Genomic DNA, 15931 nt, shown 5'->3' with positions numbered 1-15931 from the left:
GAGCCCTCCAGCCTGAGACCTGCCATTGACTCGTAGTGAAAGGGTCTCGGGGGCGAATTCCGAAGGCGGCTCCCAGAGGAAAGGCCCTCCTGAGTGATCCGGGAGGAGCTTTTCGATCTACGTCCAGCAGTGCCAGCCCATGGTGACGACCTTGGAGGTGTTCAAGAACGCTCAGCTCACCTGAGGGCCACTCGGTGGATCGGGGATCGTGACGGGCTTTCCCTTACTATCGACGACCTTGGCGGTGGCTGCGGGGATGACTTCGACCCGAAGGATTTCCCATGGCGAGGGCTCGGCTTGAGTTGGTCCGCCTGTCAGCAACATATGGCGTACCCATGCACCGACCAGATAGTCGTTTTCGGCGAGGCGGCTGATGTAGTACCCGAAGAGCTTTGCCGCATCTCGCTGCTCCCTGATGGTGTCGAGTTCACTCGCGATGTCGAGGTAATCCTTGATCATATCGAGGAACTCGATCGTCAAATCTTCTGCGGCTTCGGGCTGATGGTCGGCGTAGGCGTACTCGAAGGCTTTTGCCCTGAGGAGCATCTCCCAAAGAGTGTTCCCTGTGGTGATCGGCGTCAGGAGACGCGGTCGTGGAAAGCTGGGATCTGGGACAAGGCGAACAGGGCCGCCATCGGGATTGCCCAGGTGCGCGATCCACTCGCGATGCGACTTCTTGATCTCGTTTAGGCGTTCAACGGTGAATGTCGCGATCTGGTCGTCAATCTGCTTGTGGTGCTCGCTGCACAACAGCAGGAGGTTTGAGTGGTGGTCTATGAGCTCCTCGCCCAAGCCGCCGGCTCTTGGCCCGGAAGCCCCGCGGGCGATGATGTGGCACTCTTCGCCGAAGATCGATGGATCGTCTGTCTTGCTACCTGGAGTCAGGACCTGGCGTCGACAGATGGCGCAACGACCACCCGACTCCACCCAAATGATCTTCCGGGTCCGCTCTGAGATCGCCATGGGGAAGAGCCTAGATTTCACTACCTCGCAGCGCGGTGAGGTAGCAGGATTACCTGAGATCTCCACGTGTGCTGGTCGACTCTTCCACTAGGCCCAGCCTTCGGAGAGCCTGCGAGACCTTCCGCCTGCTCCCTGGCGACAGTCGGTTCACACAGCGGTGGGGGAGGGGCGCGTCTGACGACATGGGCCCTGGGGGCACATCGGGGGCACATGGCGTTGGAAGACGGTGGAGAGCGATGGCAGAGGACGGCAGTGTCCTCGCAGGTCAGATAGTGGATCGCTGAGAGAGTCGCAGGTCAGGGGCGGGCGGAATTAGAACCCGGCCTACAGACCGACTCGTCCGCCTTCCCTCTCTGACCTGCGGCGGAGCTTCTCGCCCTTACGGCAACGTCCCTCGCCTCTGACGATCCGGTGTGGAGCGGTCGCGTAGCGGGAGTCGTGAGCCGACGAGCGATCTGCCGTATCGATCAGTGGATGGGCGATAATTCGATCATGACGTACATGTCCATCGTGCCTGAGCACACCTGCTACATCGCTCCAGCAGCCGGAGGTGTCATCAGCCCGTCATGGTGCAGTTCGGCGTTCGAGGATACGCTCTGCTCGCTTTCGCCGGACATCACCGAAGAGCAGGTCGCCAGTCCCGAGTTACTTCTCTACCGGGACCACAAACTGGAGATCTACTTCGTCCCGTTCGACTGGGTGAACGCCAATGCCCGTGTAATGCTTGTCGGCCTCACACCGGGCCGCCAGCAGATGCATCTGGCTGTGCGGACCGCTGTCCGGGCCCTACGGAGCGGCAGGACCCTCGACGAGGCGCTCAAGGAAGCGGACGAGACGGGAAGCTTCGCTGGTTCCATGCGTACCAACATGATCTCGATGTTGGACGGGATCGGACTCCATGACGCGCTTGGACTTGACAGCACAGCCGGGCTGTTCGCGGACCGCTCCGATCTCCTCGCGAGCACATCGGCCATCTGCCACGCCGTATTCGTTCAGGGAGCGAACTACTCAGGATCTCCTGCGGTTGATCGACACCCTGTGCTTACCGCGTTCGCTCGTCAGGTCCTCGACAAGAACCTCGAAATGGTCCCTGATGCCCTTGTGATCCCCTTGGGCAAGGCGGCGAGTACGGCCGTCGGGCTCACAGCCGTCTCGCGAGAGCGAGTTCTTTCCGGTTTCCCGCACCCCTCCGGGGCCAATGGGCATCGGGCGCGTCTGTACGCTGAAAGGCGCGACGAGATGGCTCGGAGAATCCGCGAATGGGCGAGGTTCTTCTGATCAGAAAACTGGAAGGTCGAACAAAGTCGCGGAATCGTCCGGCGCTCATGCGAAACAGGGGCGCTCTCATCCTTACCTGGTGGGTTCGCTGCAGGCGAGCCGTTCCAGGAAGTCAACTTCGCTGATGACCTCGATGCCGTGACCTTTGGCGAGGAGCTCTTCAGCCTTCTTGCTCTTACCGCTTCGATCGTCGCCTGGCCGGAGCCTGACGGGATCCTGGGTACCAATCACCAAGATGTCGGTCTTACGGGTCACGCCGGCCGCGGGCTGGCCACCAACATCGGCAAGGCGATCATGAGCTTCCTGCCGGGGCATGCTGAGCAGTGTGCCGGTGAAGCAGACTGTCAGTCCATAGAACGGTCCGTCGGGGTCCGCGTCGCGATTCGCTCCTGGCAAGGGGGCGCGTGCGTTGCCATGGGTGCTCTGAGACCCCGACCAGGAGCCCGCCGCAAGTCGCCCCATGTGGATTTTACGGCTGGCGAGCAGGTCATGGAGCGTCGTGACCCCGTGAACACGTAGGGCGCCGATCACGATGTCGGCGGCGGCACGCGCGTCGGCACTCGCCTCGTGATGATTGAGAATCGTGCTGCCCGCGGCCTCGACTGCGTAAGGCAGACCATAGGAGGGGAGGGACCAGGTCTGTCTTGCGATGACGAGGGAGCAGGCATAGTCGATGTCGGGCCAGACGATGCCCGATGCGGTGCAGGCCTCCCGGATGACCCCGAGGTCGAAGGCGGCATTGTGGGCGACCAATGGCCTTCCGTCCGCGAACTCGAGAATTTTCTGGAAGCTCTCCTCCCAGGTGGGCGCGCCCTGCACACTGCTCTCACTGATGCCGTGGAGCCTGACGTTGAAGGGGGCGAACCAGGCGTATTTCGCGGGTGGCTGAATCAGGGTGGTGAGAGTCTCAGTGATTCTGCCCGCCTCGACACCTACCATGCCGACACCGCACGGACTGCCACGGTGTGAATTCGCGGTCTCGAAGTCGATCGCAACCCACGAATCGCTCATCTCGCTCCTCGGGACTTTGCGGGAGATGGACTTATCTTTGATCTTGGATGCTTCCGATCGTGTCGATATCGGCCTCCGACGAAACGGCGAGGTTTGCTGGAGGATACGAAGATGACGCCTCACGGGGGGCTTTGGTTCACAAGCAGAGTGAATTGGAGTGTGTGTGGGTGCCGGACGAAAACTTACACATCGCTGGTATTCCGCAGGTCAGTGATGATGTAGCTCGTCGCTGACCTTTTATCCCGCTTCGAACGCGGGGTCGATTGTGCCTCCCACGAGGGCGTGAGGGTGAGCGCGTCACTAATTCATGGGATATGTCGGATAAGTCATTAATGCCCATATTGGATGGGTTTGGGGTGTGGTGATCGCTTGGCTACGGCCAATACACGCGCCGCAGGTCAACACGACGTGTGCGCTACACACCCGGCCCACGATTTGGTCGCGAGACGGGGCCCGAGAAGAGGCTGGATTGGGAAGTAGTCCCAGATGGCTGAGAAACACGGCGCGGAACACCCAGGTCTACGAGAGGAGCCGAGAACGGCAAGAGGCGAAGGCTCGGGTGGATGTCCGTCTTCTCAGGTGACATTCTTTTGGATCATTGCGGGCGTTGTAAACCGATCAGACCAGGTGGCTGTCCTCCTGTGGCATGTGTTGTGAAGAGCACACGGTCGAGGAGGACGCCCATGATGGAGTACAGGTTCAACTCGGCTCCCGGATGGCCGGTTCCGCCCGTGGGCTGGCGGCCTCCTCAAGGGTGGCGGCCGGATCCGGCGTGGCCGCCGGCGCCGCCCGGCTGGCAGTTCTGGGTGCCCGTACAGGCACCGCCTCCTGCTCCCGTGCCTCAGGTGCCGTCACAACCCGTTCCCGCCCCGGCGCCTGTGCTGCCGGAGCGGAGCGGCGGAGGGCTGTTCGGCGGGAAGAAGAGGCTGGAGGCGGAGAACGCCGAGCTTCGGGCCTGGATCGAGCGGCTGGGCGGCATGGACGCCATGGGCGTCTCCGCGCTGACCGAGAAGTTGCGTGCTGAGCAGGGGCGGTTGCAGACGGCCGTCGCGGACGCCATGCGGCGGCTGCACGAGGTCGAGCGGCAGATCGTGCAGACCGAGGAGACCGTGCTGTTGCAGGAGGCCGGGGTCTATGACTACCGGCATCCGTTGAGCGACGCGGTGGCCTACAAGGAGCGGCTGGCGGAGGTCAGGGCTCGGATCAAGGCGATGGCCAGGGGCGGCAAGGCGGTGCTGGGTTCCACGGGCTGGCAGGTCAACGGGTCGGCGGCCGAGGGGCGCCGGATGGTGCGTGACTTCTCCAAGCTGATGTTGCGTGCCTACAACGCCGAGGCCGACAACTGTGTGCGCACGATGCGTCCGTACAAGCTGCAGTCGGCCGTCGACCGGTTGGAGAAGGCCGTGGAGATGATCGTCAAGCTTGGCAAGACGATGGACATCCACGTCGGTGGCGACTATCACCGGCTGCGGGTTTATGAGCTGGAGCTGACCGCCGACTACCTGGCCAAGCAGGAGGAGGAGAAGGAGCGTACCCGTGCCCAGCGCGAGCGGCAGCGTGAGGAGGAGGCCGCGCGGCGGGAGTTCGAGCGGGAGAAGGCCCGGCTCCGTAAGGAGGAGGCCCATTACCGTTCTGCGCTGTCCAAGCTGATTGCCAAGGGCGATGAGGCCGGGGCGGAGGAGCTGAAGGCGAAGCTGGAGGAGATCGGCGCCGCGGTCAGTGACGTCGAGGCGCGCGAGGCCAACGTCCGGGCCGGCTACGTGTACGTCATCTCCAATGTGGGCGCGTTCGGCGAGGACGTCGTCAAGATCGGCATGACCCGCCGCCTGGAACCCGAGGATCGGGTGCGGGAGCTGGGGGATGCCTCGGTGCCGTTCAGGTTCGACACGCACGCGCTGATCTTCAGTGACGACGCGGTCGGGCTGGAGGGGCGGTTGCACGCCGCGTTGAACGACCGGCGGGTCAACCGGGTCAACCCGCGCAGGGAGTTCTTCCGGGCCACGCCCGCGGAGGTCAGGGATCTGCTGGAGCAGATCGCGGGCCAGCATTTGCTGGAGTACCGGGACACCCCCGAGGCGCTGGAGTGGCGTCAGTCGGTTCACGCGACGGCGGCAGTGGGGGATGGGGAGTCGCACGTCTGACGGCATGGGGCCCGGGGGCACATTGGGGGAACATGGCGTTGGAGGACGGTGGAGAGCAGAGGCAGAGGGCGGCAGTGTTCTCGCAGGTCAGTAGATCGCTGAGTGAGTCGCAGGTCAGGGGCGTGGTCTTGCCCGCACTGCCCGGCGCCATCCGCGACCTGACCGCGGCCCGCGGAGCCGGCCCGATCGGCTCTCGGGCCAGCGCTGGCGCCACCGTCCGTGACTGTCGCACAGGCAGAAGGATGCCAACCGCGCCCACGCCCGCATCCGCGCCATCGGCGAGCGCGCCGTCGCGACCCTGAAGACCTGGAAGATGCTGACCAAGCTGCGCTGCCGCCCACGTCGCATCACCCCGATCGTGCAGGTGATCCTCGTCTTGCAGCTTCTTGAAGAGGGGCGTTACCCAGGATGAAAAGGCTCACTCTGGAAGATCTATTGCGGGTCCGGGGCGTCGGCTTAGAACTCCTAACGAAATGATCTCCGAGGCTGATCCGTCAAGCATCAAGTGACATCGGACATGGTCGGATCACTCCGGGACTGATGATCCGGGGTGCGGGGCGGTTCGGCCGAAGCTCTGGCAAGGCGGCGACGAGTTGTGGGCGGTGCACGCTGAGCCGCGAAGAACTTAAATGCGTCGACAGCGCCCCTCGGCACCCGGCACAGTGGCCACCCGTGACGAGCAGTGAACTGTGGACCCGTGCGACCGCCGACCGCTACGACGCCGAGGAGGCCGAAGCGTCCTCGGCTGCCGTTCTCGGACCGACCCTCGCCTTCCTCGCCGAGCTCGCCGGAGACGGCCGGGCGCTGGAGTTCGCCATCGGAACCGGACGGGTGGGAGTCCCGCTTCGGGAACGCGGCGTGCCGGTGGTGGGCATCGAACTGTCCGAGCACATGGCAGCGGTGCTGCGGCGCAAGGTCGACGAGGGCACCCTCCCGGTAGTCATCGGGGACATGGCCACCACCGTCGTTCCCGGCGGGTTCACCCTGGTCTACCTCGTTTACAACACCATCACGAACCTGCTCACGCAGGATGAGCAGGTCGAGTGCTTCCGCAACGCCGCACGGCATCTGGAGCCCGGCGGCCGGTTCGTCATCGAGCTGGGTGTGCCGCCGCTGCGGCTCCTGCCGCCCGGCCAGGTCGCGGTGCCGTTCGACGTCTCTCAGCAGCATCTCGGCTTCGACACCTTCGACCTGGTCGAGCAGATGCTCGTCTCGCACCACTTCACCCGCGACGGCGACGACGGCCACTACCGCCGCGAAAACTCCCGGCACCGGTACGCCTGGCCGGCGGAGCTCGACCTGATGGCGCGGATCGCTGGGCTCGAGCTGGAACGTCGCGTTGCGGACTGGGACGGGTCTCCGTTCACCCAGGACTCCGCGAAGCACGTCTCCGTGTGGCGCAAGCCAGCCTGAGGTCGGCCACCGGGCCGTCAACGTTGGCCGTGCCTGTCTTGAACTTCTATCGGGAGTTCAGGCGTCGCCAGCAGGTCATGCCCGAGCCGAAGCCGAGTTCCTGCGGCAGATGCCCCCAGGTGATCCCGGTGTGCAGGACGAACAGGATGCCCTGGAACACCAGCCGGTCCGGATGCCGCTTTCGCCCGGGGTGCCGGGGCCGACGTTCCACCTTCGGTAGCAGCCGCTCGATCACCGCCCACAGCTCGTGGTCGACTTCCCACGGCTTCGACCGAGCCACTCCGACCCCCGGATCGTCAGTCCCGGAGTGATCCAACCACCTCGAAGATCATTTCTTTAGGAGTTCCCAGTGTCGTCCGACCATCAGCGAGGCAGGTGAGGGCCTGATCCCGCTGATCTTGCCAGCCGCTACGCGGACTGCTGGAGTTCCCGCAGGGAGTTCTTGATCGCCTGGAGTTCACCCATCAGACGATCCACCGCGGCATCCAGGACGAGGACCGGGTCCTGGGCTGACCAGAACCGGAGCGTTCGCTCCAACTCCTCCTGCCAGAAGGTGGTGTCGTCCTCGACCTTGAGTTTGAGGTTCCGGGCGAGCTCGGCAAAGCCCGGGCCTGGCTCATGCGAGCTCTCGGAGACGACCAGCGCCGAGAGCATCGGTCGGCCGTGCTCGACCTCATACGTGCTGACGTGGCCGAGGGCCGGGAACATCGCCCGGAAGGGGGGTCGGCTCATCCCGGTGTTGATCCCGTCCGGGTCAATCATGAGGCCGAGCGCCTTGTAGCTCAGACAGGCATCCAGGGGCTGCGCCGGGTCGGCAGCCCGACTCCGATCCAGTAGTGCACGGTGGATCGCCTGCTCATCCGGCCCAAGTGTGATCATGAAGACTCCTCGTGGGGAGGTGGCCCGTAGGCCAGGAGGTCCGGAGACGGTGCCACCTGTGGGCGGTGAGCCGACAGTAGGGCCTTAGGCCTGGTCGGCGCCGGGGTTCGGAAGAACGGAAGTCGAGTCCGCCGTCCGGCACGACTGTTCATCATCTGCTCCCTGAGGGCGCGACAATGTGATCAACGATTCTGGATGGTGGAAGCGTCTCCCTCGGGCCTCACCTGTCGTCCGCGACCTGGGCGTGCAGATGCACGTCGTGCCATCCGTCCTGGTGGAGGAGCGCGCTGCGCAGGGTGCCTTCCAGGGAGAAGCCGAGCTTGTCCGCCACCCGGCACGAGGCGGTGTTGGCGACCGAGTGGTGGAGTTCCAGCCGGTGAATTCCCGTCTCGAAAGCCCAGCGGGCGACCTGTTCGGCGGCGCGGGGCGCGACGCCGAGACCGCGTGCGGCGGGCAGCATCCAGTAGGTGAGCTGGGCGATGCCCGCGGCGAGGCTGATGGCGCGCAGTGAGACACGCCCGAGCACTTCGGCGGCACGGGTGACGGCCCAGCAGGCGTCCCTTTCGGCCTGCCAGCGGTCAGGCCACTGGCCGATCCAGGCCAGTGCCTCCCTCTCGGAGGTCATGACCTGCCGGTGCCAGCGCTGAATGGCCGGATCACTGAAGGCTTGGAGTACGGCGGGGGCGTCGCAGGGAAGCCAGGGCCGCAAGGTCAGTTCGTCGGCCCTGAGGACCGGCTGGGCGTTCCTGTTGATGCGACCGGCGAGGACGACCGGTGAGACAGAAGGAGACACCGTCCCATGATGCCTTGAGATTGATCAAGCCGGCCTCTGGTTCTCCGACAGCGGGATGCCGTAACGGCGAATGGAACGGGCCAGGCGGTCGGCGTTGTCGTGCGGCGGGTTTTCGAGCGGAGGGCGCGCTGTGGCGGGGGCCGCTGGGGCCTGGAGAGGGTGATGGCGACGGGGCGTCGGCCGGGCGATGAAGGCCGGGGAAGGCGTATTGGTAATTGTGCACATTCGGCGATTGAACCTTTGGCGCTGAGGCTCCCGTACCCCTGTTCGTCCGCAAGATACTGAGAAACGGGAGAGCATCATGTCCGTCAAGACTCGCGTGGCCACCGCGGCGGCGATCATCGGCGTCACCGGCGCCCTCGGTTTCGGCCTGGCCCCCTCTGCCGGCGCCTCCGCCGCGCAGAACGTGACCGTCACGGTCACCCACAAGGCCAACTACGACGCCACGATCTGCGTCACCGACAACCTCGGCGGCACATGCCGGGAGGTGGCCAGGGGCAAGAGCCGGTCATTCAGCGTGCAGCCGCAGCGCGGCACGCCGGTCAACGTTCGCGTGGTCGCGCGGAGCGGCGGCGTCAACGAGGTCTCGGTCGTGACCGGAGGCTCGTCCCTGAGGTTCGAGACGGCCGGCAGCAAGGCCAAGCCGTCCCTCAGGCGCAGGTAACGGGCGGAGAGTCTCGCTACGTCTCCTTGATCCCGGGGATCGTCGCAGCGGTGGGTCCCCGGGACACGGAAGCCCTCTCCGTCGGACTTCTGTGAGACACATGACAGACGAGTGCTTTTGATCTGAAGCAGGGCGAGACGGGATGGGATAGGCGGCGGCGTTCGGTCTGCGGGATGTGATGTTCGGGATCCGCGAGGATCGGTCGTCGAGGAGCCGTAAGCGCCCGAGCCGCGAGTGACAAGCCCCCGTGAATCCGCCCGTACGGCAGGGCATGGCGACAGGCCCCCTTGGCCAACGCGGCAGGGCGTGGGCGAGCGGGACCCTTTGAGCCGGCGTGGCAGGGCGCGGGTGGCAGGTTCTTCTGAGCCGTGCGGCAGGGCAATGGGTGTACGGGGGGCCACGCGGAGCGGGGATCAACCGCCGGATGGGGGATCGGTGGCGCGGTGGAGGTAACCCATCGGGTGGACGTGTCGGGGCGGTACCGCTTGCCGGGGTGCCGCCCCGGCCGCTTTCTGTGATGAGGGTCGAAGACGGAAGGGGGGACCGGAGGTCCGGAGCCGGTCGAAGCGGCCGGTGAAGGGCGGGTGAGAGGGGGTTTCGCTCTTCACCGGGAGCCGTGGCCCCGCCGGGCCGACCGTGGGGGGTGGTCGGCGGATGCGTTCGGAAGGTGACCGGGAGTGTTCGCGGCCCGCCGATCGGGGCGTTGGCGAGTACACTGGAGATACCGCGGACTTTCCGCACGCTGACGGTCGAGTTGGTGTCGCCCCCGGTTTTTCACCATGACGGCCCCGCATGTGGGCCGAGAGGGGCCGGCGATCATGACGCCGAACCAGTTCCTCATCCCGCAGCCGCCTCTCGCCGCCCCGCCGGTCGAGCCGCCCACCCTACGGCTCCGCCTCGATCGCACGCCGCGCCGCGCCGCCCGCCGTGAGCTGTGCTCGGGCCGAGCCTCGGCCGTTCAGCCGTCCTGACCGATCACTTCCGCGCGACGACTCCGCTCGGCCGCGCAACCCCGACAATTCTCGAACAACGGAGTTTCACCATGAACCCTGCCCCGACTCTGGATATTCGCCCGGGCCTCACCGGCCCGGCGAACTCCGTCGGCTCCGCCCCTGACATTCTCGCGCTCGTCGGCGAGATGGACATCGCCACCACGTCCGTCCTGCGTGAACGGCTCAACGCCGCGCTGAGCGCGACCACGGGACCTCATCAGCAGCTGATCATCGACCTTTCCGGGGTGTCCTTCTGCGACGCCTCCGGGCTGGCCCTCCTGGTCGGTACATACCGCCGTGCCCGGATCGCCGGCGTCTCCCTCCGTCTGGCAGGCCCTCAGCCCCAGATGATGAAGGTCCTGCGCCTCACCGGCCTGGACCGAGGTCTGACCATCTATCCCACCCTCGCCGCGGCCATCGCGTGGCGCCGGCAGGGGAGCGGCAGGTCGCCGCAGCGCGGCGGCTGGGTTGGGCACGCCCGGGTCGGCGGAGATTCGGTGACGGGCGCCATCACCTGGCTCCGAGTCCCGGCCCGAGCCGCCGTACCGGCCCTGCCCGCCGCTTTCGGCAAGGCGAATCCGGTGCCGCCCACTGCTCAGGACCGTCTCGCACCGTGCTGACGAGGTAGGTCCCGTTCCGCGGGAAGGTCGCGGACGGTCAGAGGGTTGAGCTGGGCGAAGAATCGACGGCCGGGTGTGGCCGCGGGGTGGTGTTTACGTGTGGCGGATCGCCCATGCCGCCGCGTCCCAGACGCGGTCCCGCCGTGGGGGTACGAGTTCGATCCACCTCGACCTCGCCGGGGGCCTTGAGTCGAACGTCTCAAGGTCCGCCGCCCTCTCTGCCCGACAGGATCCACCGTCATCTCCGGCCGAACAGTGCGGGGGTCACCCGGACAGGACGGGGTGGTCCAGGCCGACGCCCCGGGCGGCGACTTGCGGCGCCATATACTCTCAGTTGCAAATCATGTGCAATAGAGGGGTGTGGCATGGCGGTGGTGCTCGGGATCGAGACGTCGTGTGACGAGACCGGGGTCGGCATCGTCGCCGACGGCCTGCCTGCCGGGGAGGCGCTCGCCTCCAGCATGGAGGAGCACGCGCGGTTCGGCGGGGTGGTGCCGGAGATCGCCGCGCGGGCCCATCTCGAATCGCTGGTGCCGTGCGTGAGAAAGGCGTTCGCCGACTCCGGGCTGACCCCCTCCGACGTGGACGCGATCGCGGTCACCGCGGGTCCGGGACTGGCCACCGCGCTGCAGACCGGAGTGGCCGCGGCCAAGGCGTTCGCGCTGGCCTGGAATGTGCCGCTGTACGGTGTGCACCACCTGGCCGGGCACGTCGCGGCCGACACCCTGGAGCATGGCCCGCTGCCCGTCCGGTGCGTCGCGCTGATCGTCTCAGGCGGTCACACCTCGCTGCTGCTCCTGGACGACCTGGCCCGTGACCCCATCGTGCACCTGGGCGACACCCGTGACGACGCGGCGGGGGAGGCGTTCGACAAGGTCGCCCGGCTGCTCGGCCTGCCGTACCCCGGAGGTCCCGCCGTGAGCCGGGTGGCGCTGGAGGGGGATCCGCGCGCGATCGCCTTTCCCCGCGCCATGCCCGGCGGCTACGCCTTCTCCTTCTCCGGGCTGAAGGCGGCCGTGGCCCGGCACGTGGAGCGCGGGCCGGTCTCGGTGGCAGACGTGGCGGCGTCCTTCCAGGAGGCGGTGGTGGACGTGCTGACCCGCAAGGCCGTCGCCGCCTGCCGTGACCACGGTGTCGGCACGCTGGTCGTCGTCGGAGGGGTGGCCGCCAACGCCCGCCTGCGAGAGCTGGCCGCCGAACGCTGCGCCCGGGCGGGAGTGGAGCTGAGGATCCCGTCGCCCAGGCTGTGCACCGACAACGGTGCGATGATCGCCGCCGTCGGTGGCCTGCTGCACGAGGCCGGAGAGCCGGCCTGCTCGCTCACCCTGTCCGTGGACCCGTCGGCGCCGCTGCTGCGCGCCGCCCTCCCGCGGAAGGACTGACGCCCGCGTACAGCGGGGGCGTACGGCTCCGGCGGTCTCGCCGCTCACCTGCTCGACACCCGCGCACGGCGCAGGCCGGCGCCAGGCCCGGCGCCAGGCCCGGCGCCAGGCCCGGCGCCAGGTCCGGCGCCAGGTCCGGGCCGACCTGCCCGGCACCCGCGCGCGGCGCGGCGGGTGGCTCCGGCTCAGCCGCCCTGGGACCAGACACCCTCCCAGCCGGAGCATCTGCCGGTGATCCGGACGGACGTGCCGCGGCAGACCTTGGCCTGGGAGGACAGCATGTATCCGGCGTTCACCCGAAAGGAGAGGGTGGACGACCGGGAGCAGTTCTTGAAGGTCGCCACGCGGTACCTCCCCCGATCCGTGAGCCATTTGATCTTCAGCCACGAGCAGGTGCGCGCGCCTCCGGCGTCGTACAGGTCGCCGGAGATCCGCAGGCCCGATCCGGTGCTCTTGATGACGCCCCCGGCCCAGCCCTTGGTGTCCGTGGAGGTGGTCGGTCCCCAGTGCCAGGTTTCGGCCGTGGCCGTCCCGGCTGTCGCGGCGGATGTCCCCGAGGCGGTCACGGCGGCGGAGGCCGTCGCCGCCGGCAGGCCGAGCCCCAGGGTGGTGGCGATGGTGAGTCCGAGCAGGGGGCGAAGGGCGCCACGCATGATTCTCTCTCCCGAAGACGGTGCTTTTCCGGTGCACATCTGCACATCGCAGGACTTTTGTGCACATCAAGAGATAGATCAGCGGGCTTGCAGACGGCTTGGGATCGCTTGCAACGTGGGATCGTCTGCGACGACCTGACCGTGTGGTCCGGCCTCAGCGGGAGGCGGCCGGGGTGTCCTCTCCGGCGGGACGGCCGCCGAGTCCGGTGGGACGGGGGCCGAGCTTGCCCGCGGGGGCCGGGGAGAGTCCCTCCAACGCCATCGCGATGGCGGGGATCTGCCCGAGCGCGTCGTGTACGACCGGGTCGGTGGTCATGAGGAACGCCAGGTGGTGGATGGCGTGCGCGACGACGCTCTCGACGCCGAGATCCTTGGGGGAGGGAGTGGCCGGGGTGTCGCCCCTGGCCACCCGGACGGCGGGCAGTTCGACGGCGGGGGTCTGGACGGCGGGGTCGGGGCAGACCGCGTAGGTCAGCACGACCTGCCCCTCGGGCCGGTAGCGCCAGCTGGTGGAGTGGACCACGGTGGACGACGCTCCGCACGGGATACCGCAGACCCGGCGGGCGGCCTCGTCCGGGCTCTCCCCCCGCAGGAGCGGGGTGACGAGCCGCCGGTAGGACCAGCCGCCATCCAGATTCACCCGAAGAGGCAGAACCTCTACCGAAATCGGGGCCAGAGGGGCAGTCTGGTCTCTCACATCACGTCCCGTTGTGCTCGGATCGGCCTCTCCATCTGCGAACAGTATGCAGGAGCGCCTCTCTCGCATCAGCGGTATTGCCGCGAAGCCCTTCCCATGTATGGCTTGAGCCGTCGGGGACACACAACGGAGAGGTGGAACGCGATGCCGGAAAGGCCCGGGATGCTGGTGCTGATGGGGTCGGGCGAGACGAGCCCGACCATGGTTGAGGTTCACCGCTCGGTCGCCCGGCGGCTCGGCCCCCGGCCCAGGGCGGTGCTGCTCGACACCCCCTACGCATTCCAGGAGAACGTCGCGGACATCTCCTCCCGGGCACGGCGATACTTCGCCCGCAGCGTCGGCCTGACCGTCGAGGTCCGGGCCGAGATCGGCGAGGCGGACTGGGTGTTCTCCGGCCCCGGCAGCCCGACCTTCGCGCTCGACCGCTGGACGGCGACCCCGGTGGCGGGCGCGCTACGGGCCCGCGTCCGCACCGGGGGCGGGGTGACGGTCCTGGCCTCGGCCGCGGCCTGTACGGCGGGCATCGCGGCGATCCCGGTCTACGAGATCTACAAGGTGGGGGCCGAGCCGCACTGGCGCGACGGCCTGGATCTGCTCGGCCCCCTCGGCGTCAGGGCCGTGGTGATCCCGCACTACGACAACGCCGAGGGTGGCACCCACGACACGCGCTACTGCTATCTCGGGGAGCGGCGGCTGGCCGCCATGGAGCGTGAGCTGCCTCCGGGCGCGGCGGTGCTCGGCATCGACGAGCACACGGCCGTCCTGTTCGACCTGCGCACCGGGGCCGTTCAGGTGGCGGGGCGCGGCGGCCTGACGGTGCGCCGCCTGGACCGGCAGACGGTGCTCCCCACAGGGACGGTGTCCAGCCTGGCCGAACTCCGCCGCCTGGCCGAGGGGGGCGACGCCGGATCTCTCCCGGTGCCCTCCCCGGCCGCGACGCCGTCCCTCCCCGGCCGGATGCCGCTCGGCGAGGTCGTCCGTACGTGTGAGCGACGCTTCGACGCCGCCCTCGGCGAACACGACGGCGCCGCCGCCACGCAGGCCGTACTCGACCTGGAGGCGGAGATCACCGGCTGGGCCGCCGACACCGAGGAGGACGAGGGCGGAGTCGACCAGGCCCGCGAGGCGCTCCGGCATCTGATCATCAGGCTTGGAAGCCTGGCCGGCCTCGGGGACCCCCGTGATCGGTTCGCCCCCCTGGTGGAACCCCTGCTCGCGCTCCGCGCTCGCCTGCGGCAGCGGGGCGGATACGAGGTCGCCGACGCGCTGCGCCGGGCACTCGCCGCCGGAGGCGTGGCGGTGGAGGACACCCCGCACGGCCACCGCTGGACCGTCCGCCCCCGCTCCGGCGCGCGCCCCGCCGGATGACCGGCGCCTGGTCGGCCGTTTCCGGCCCGTCCAGTCCCCATCGAGCGGGCTACGCCCACTCCGCCAGCAGCCTGGCCTCCTTCTCCGGGTCGATGCCGTGCCCGCCGATGCCGTGCTTGCCGAAGGAACGCTCCGCCTCGGGGATGTCGCGGAGCCAGGCCCAGGTGTCGCGGACCGTCTCGGCGACGGGACGCCCACGCAGCCCGGCCGCGTGGGCCTTCGCCGACGAGGGCAGCCAGACGCCGGCGGAGCCGGGGTCGTCGGGAGCCCAGAGCGGCAGCTCGGTCCAGGGCCGGACCTCCCGCTCCAGCAGGAACCGGTCCTTCACCCAGACGAACTCGGCGTCGGAGCCCGTCACGGTGCGGCACTCCGCCAGCCAGTCGCCGTAAGTGATGTTGCCCTGTACCCCGCTGGTGAAGAACCGGTCGTTCACCCCCGCCTCCGCCTGGGTCAGGGTGAAGGCGGCGATGTCGCGCGCGTCGATGACCTGCATCGCCACGTCCGGGCTGCCGGGGGCGAGGACCCGCCCGCCCCTGGCGATCCGGGTGAGCCACCAGGGCAGCCGGCCGACGTTCTCATGCGGGCCCAGGATGAGACCCGGCTCGATGATCAGGGCGTTGCCGTCGAAGCCCTGCTCCACCGCGCGCTCGCAGCCCGCCTTGAGCGTGCCGTAGTCTCCGTCCTCGGGTCCGGCGTCCGGGGCGCACTCGAATCGGGGTGAGCTCTCGTCGGCCGGTGCTCCCGGCCAGTCGGCGCAGGCCGAGATGCTGGAGATGAACGCGTAGGTGCGCGCCCTGCCGTTCAGGGCGCGCACCGACGCGCCGACCACCCGGGGGACGTATCCACAGACGTCGACCACGGCGTCCCACTCCCGGCCGTCGACGAGGCGGGTCAGGTCCTCGGAGACCTCTCGGTCTCCCCTGACCGCCTCGACGCCGGGCAGGTCGACGCCGCTCCTGCCCCGGTTGAACGTGGTGACCTCGTGCCCGCGCCGCAGCGCCTCCTCGACGATCGCCCGGCCGAGGAAGACCGAGCCGCCGATAACCAGAGTTCTCATGGGGCCTCATTGTTCGCTCC

At 68.0% G+C, this 15931-nt stretch carries 15 protein-coding genes and 2 pseudogenes; 9 read left to right on the top strand and 8 right to left on the bottom strand.

Annotated features, from left to right (window positions below):
* Positions 1–171 precede the first annotated feature (171 nt).
* Positions 172–963, bottom strand: coding sequence for an HNH endonuclease signature motif containing protein (locus ACWEF2_RS23050; RefSeq protein WP_453818291.1), 792 nt, complete (start codon positions 961–963; stop codon positions 172–174).
* A 492-nt stretch (positions 964–1455) separates the two neighbouring features.
* Between ACWEF2_RS23050 and ACWEF2_RS23045 the strand changes: the two genes are divergently transcribed.
* A complete protein-coding gene (locus ACWEF2_RS23045) occupies positions 1456–2241 on the top strand; it encodes a uracil-DNA glycosylase family protein (RefSeq protein ID WP_453818289.1) in 786 nt (261 codons plus the stop codon).
* Between the two features lie 72 nt (positions 2242–2313).
* Here the strand turns inward: ACWEF2_RS23045 and ACWEF2_RS23040 are convergent, their stop codons facing one another.
* Positions 2314–3252, bottom strand: a complete 939-nt coding sequence (locus ACWEF2_RS23040) for an exonuclease domain-containing protein (protein WP_453818287.1) — start codon at positions 3250–3252, stop codon at positions 2314–2316.
* Positions 3253–3935: 683 nt separating this feature from the next.
* Here ACWEF2_RS23040 and ACWEF2_RS23035 point away from each other — a divergent pair.
* The 3 genes and pseudogenes from ACWEF2_RS23035 to ACWEF2_RS23025 all read left to right on the top strand — a co-directional run bounded on the left by ACWEF2_RS23035 (position 3936) and on the right by ACWEF2_RS23025 (position 6806).
* A complete protein-coding gene (locus tag ACWEF2_RS23035) occupies positions 3936–5393 on the top strand; it encodes a DUF4041 domain-containing protein (RefSeq protein ID WP_453818285.1) in 1458 nt (485 codons plus the stop codon).
* A 131-nt stretch (positions 5394–5524) separates the two neighbouring features.
* Positions 5525–5805: pseudogene (locus ACWEF2_RS23030) on the top strand (transposase family protein); the annotation flags it as partial.
* Between the two features lie 260 nt (positions 5806–6065).
* Positions 6066–6806, top strand: coding sequence for a class I SAM-dependent DNA methyltransferase (locus tag ACWEF2_RS23025; RefSeq protein ID WP_453818283.1), 741 nt, complete (start codon positions 6066–6068; stop codon positions 6804–6806).
* A 58-nt stretch (positions 6807–6864) separates the two neighbouring features.
* On the opposite strand, the pseudogene ACWEF2_RS23020 reads toward ACWEF2_RS23025, so the two are convergent.
* The 3 genes and pseudogenes from ACWEF2_RS23020 to ACWEF2_RS23010 form a co-directional block, all read right to left on the bottom strand.
* Positions 6865–7086, bottom strand: a pseudogene (locus ACWEF2_RS23020) (transposase); the annotation flags it as partial.
* Between the two features lie 128 nt (positions 7087–7214).
* Positions 7215–7685 carry a hypothetical protein gene (locus ACWEF2_RS23015; protein WP_453818281.1) on the bottom strand — a complete coding sequence of 157 codons (471 nt, stop codon included), beginning with the start codon at positions 7683–7685 and terminating at the stop codon, positions 7215–7217.
* A gap of 220 nt (positions 7686–7905) precedes the next feature.
* Positions 7906–8478, bottom strand: a complete 573-nt coding sequence (locus ACWEF2_RS23010; RefSeq protein ID WP_453818279.1) for a GNAT family N-acetyltransferase — start codon at positions 8476–8478, stop codon at positions 7906–7908.
* Positions 8479–8779: 301 nt separating this feature from the next.
* Here ACWEF2_RS23010 and ACWEF2_RS23005 point away from each other — a divergent pair, with 301 nt between their 5' ends.
* The 4 genes from ACWEF2_RS23005 to tsaD all read left to right on the top strand — a co-directional run bounded on the left by ACWEF2_RS23005 (position 8780) and on the right by tsaD (position 12136).
* Positions 8780–9142 (top strand): hypothetical protein, encoded by a 363-nt coding sequence (locus ACWEF2_RS23005; protein WP_453818277.1) that lies wholly within the window; start codon positions 8780–8782, stop codon positions 9140–9142.
* 818 nt (positions 9143–9960) lie between these two features.
* A complete protein-coding gene (locus ACWEF2_RS23000; RefSeq protein WP_453818275.1) occupies positions 9961–10113 on the top strand; it encodes a hypothetical protein in 153 nt (50 codons plus the stop codon).
* 71 nt (positions 10114–10184) lie between these two features.
* Entirely contained in the window at positions 10185–10754 is a 570-nt protein-coding gene (locus tag ACWEF2_RS22995) for an STAS domain-containing protein (protein ID WP_453818273.1), read from the top strand.
* Between the two features lie 365 nt (positions 10755–11119).
* The gene (gene tsaD / locus ACWEF2_RS22990) at positions 11120–12136 is read left to right on the top strand and encodes a tRNA (adenosine(37)-N6)-threonylcarbamoyltransferase complex transferase subunit TsaD (protein ID WP_453818271.1); all 1017 of its coding nucleotides are present in this window, start codon (positions 11120–11122) and stop codon (positions 12134–12136) included.
* A 185-nt stretch (positions 12137–12321) separates the two neighbouring features.
* On the opposite strand, the gene ACWEF2_RS22985 is transcribed toward tsaD, so the two are convergent.
* Positions 12322–12789 (bottom strand): hypothetical protein, encoded by a 468-nt coding sequence (locus ACWEF2_RS22985; protein WP_453818269.1) that lies wholly within the window; start codon positions 12787–12789, stop codon positions 12322–12324.
* A 154-nt stretch (positions 12790–12943) separates the two neighbouring features.
* Complete coding sequence (locus ACWEF2_RS22980) at positions 12944–13429, bottom strand: hypothetical protein (RefSeq protein ID WP_453818267.1); 486 nt, start codon at positions 13427–13429, stop codon at positions 12944–12946.
* Positions 13430–13630: 201 nt separating this feature from the next.
* On the opposite strand from ACWEF2_RS22980, the gene ACWEF2_RS22975 reads away from it, so the two are divergent.
* Entirely contained in the window at positions 13631–14854 is a 1224-nt protein-coding gene (locus ACWEF2_RS22975; RefSeq protein WP_453818265.1) for a CysS/YqeB C-terminal domain-containing protein, read from the top strand.
* Positions 14855–14903: 49 nt separating this feature from the next.
* On the opposite strand, the gene ACWEF2_RS22970 is transcribed toward ACWEF2_RS22975, so the two are convergent.
* Positions 14904–15911: an NAD-dependent epimerase/dehydratase family protein gene (locus ACWEF2_RS22970; protein ID WP_453818263.1), complete on the bottom strand. Its 1008-nt coding sequence runs from the start codon at positions 15909–15911 to the stop codon at positions 14904–14906.
* Between the last annotated feature and the right edge of the window lie 20 nt (positions 15912–15931).

Source organism: Streptosporangium sp. NPDC004631, from assembly GCF_053601935.1.
Note: the sequence above shows the minus strand (reverse complement) of the source record. Positions and strands in the feature narration are given on the sequence as shown.

What these genes read in the sequence shown, in the direction of transcription:
- ACWEF2_RS23045 (WP_453818289.1), top strand. Translation starts at nt 1,456, where the DNA reads ATGACGTACATGTCCATCGTGCCTGAGCACACCTGCTACATCGCTCCA.
- tsaD (WP_453818271.1), top strand. Translation starts at nt 11,120, where the DNA reads ATGGCGGTGGTGCTCGGGATCGAGACGTCGTGTGACGAGACCGGGGTC.
- ACWEF2_RS23050 (WP_453818291.1), bottom strand. Translation starts at nt 963, where the DNA reads ATGGCGATCTCAGAGCGGACCCGGAAGATCATTTGGGTGGAGTCGGGT.
- ACWEF2_RS23000 (WP_453818275.1), top strand. Translation starts at nt 9,961, where the DNA reads ATGACGCCGAACCAGTTCCTCATCCCGCAGCCGCCTCTCGCCGCCCCG.
- ACWEF2_RS22995 (WP_453818273.1), top strand. Translation starts at nt 10,185, where the DNA reads ATGAACCCTGCCCCGACTCTGGATATTCGCCCGGGCCTCACCGGCCCG.
- ACWEF2_RS22970 (WP_453818263.1), bottom strand. Translation starts at nt 15,911, where the DNA reads ATGAGAACTCTGGTTATCGGCGGCTCGGTCTTCCTCGGCCGGGCGATC.
- ACWEF2_RS23040 (WP_453818287.1), bottom strand. Translation starts at nt 3,252, where the DNA reads ATGAGCGATTCGTGGGTTGCGATCGACTTCGAGACCGCGAATTCACAC.
- ACWEF2_RS23005 (WP_453818277.1), top strand. Translation starts at nt 8,780, where the DNA reads ATGTCCGTCAAGACTCGCGTGGCCACCGCGGCGGCGATCATCGGCGTC.
- ACWEF2_RS23035 (WP_453818285.1), top strand. Translation starts at nt 3,936, where the DNA reads ATGATGGAGTACAGGTTCAACTCGGCTCCCGGATGGCCGGTTCCGCCC.
- ACWEF2_RS23015 (WP_453818281.1), bottom strand. Translation starts at nt 7,685, where the DNA reads ATGATCACACTTGGGCCGGATGAGCAGGCGATCCACCGTGCACTACTG.
- ACWEF2_RS22985 (WP_453818269.1), bottom strand. Translation starts at nt 12,789, where the DNA reads ATGCGTGGCGCCCTTCGCCCCCTGCTCGGACTCACCATCGCCACCACC.
- ACWEF2_RS22975 (WP_453818265.1), top strand. Translation starts at nt 13,631, where the DNA reads ATGCCGGAAAGGCCCGGGATGCTGGTGCTGATGGGGTCGGGCGAGACG.